Annotated in this window: 1 pseudogene; it reads left to right on the top strand. The window is 41.7% G+C overall.

The features are described from left to right. Positions 1 to 46 precede the first annotated feature (46 nt). Positions 47 to 987 (top strand): annotated as a pseudogene (locus tag H9629_RS15290) (IS5 family transposase). The last annotated feature ends 49 nt before the right edge of the window (positions 988 to 1036 follow it).

The raw sequence follows: 1036 nt of genomic DNA, 5'->3' as shown, positions 1-1036 counted from the left end.
TGCACAAAGCTATTCTTGAGGGCTTCTTTAGCAATATAATTTCCAGATGAAGAAGCCTGCACCTAAAACTTACCGTACAACCAATTGGTCCTCGTATAACCAAGCTTTAATCAAGCGAGGAAATATTTCAATCTGGTTTGATCCTAAGACCCAATGGTATGCACAACCACAAGGCAAGCACGGACGAAATCAAACTTATTCCGATACAGCGATTCAATGCTGTTTAATGATCAAATCTCTATTCCGTCTTTCTTTACGTATGGTCACTGGCTTTGCTCAAAGCCTGATTAAACTCTGTGGCTGAGCAGCCCCGAATATCAGTGATATTCGTACTCCACCCTCTGTAGACGACAAAAGCATATTGATATTGCGATAAGCTATCAGAAAAGTCGTGATGGGTTACACCTACTCGTCGACTCTACGGGTTTAAAATTTTTAGGTGAAGGTGAATGGAAGCGTAAGAAACATCAGCCTGAATACCGTCGGCAATGGCGTAAACTGCATATTGGTATAGATGCTGAAACACTGCAAATACGTGCCGTTCAGCTTACGACAAATAATGTCAGTGATTCACAAGTACTAGGTGATTTACTGGATCAAATCCCACCAAATGAGCGAATAGATTCTGTCTATACCGATGGGGCGTACGACACGAAGTGCTGCAGACAAGTGATTTCAGATCGTCAAGCACATGCAGTAATTCCACCCAGGAAGAATGCCAAGCCCTGGAAAGATTCTAAAATCAGTTCAATAGAACGAAATGAGTTACTTCAAACGGTTAAGCATTTAGGCAGAACCCTATGGAAAAAATGGTCGGGCTATCACCGTCGCAGTTTGGTGGAAACCAAGATGCATTGCATCAAATTATTAGGAGATAAGCTGACGGCAAGACATTTTCAAAGTCAGGTCAATGAAGTTCATGCGCGTGTGGCAGTTCTGAATAGATTTACGGAATTAGGTAGACCTCACACCCAAGTTGTCACTTAAATTTGAATGGATTGGGGAAAACTCAGCTTTTGAATGTTTATGCAACAAA

The organism is Acinetobacter pecorum, assembly GCF_014837015.1.
GTDB lineage: Bacteria > Pseudomonadota > Gammaproteobacteria > Pseudomonadales > Moraxellaceae > Acinetobacter > Acinetobacter pecorum.
The sequence above is the reverse complement of the archived record's forward strand: the minus strand, read 5'-3'. Positions and strand labels throughout refer to the sequence as shown.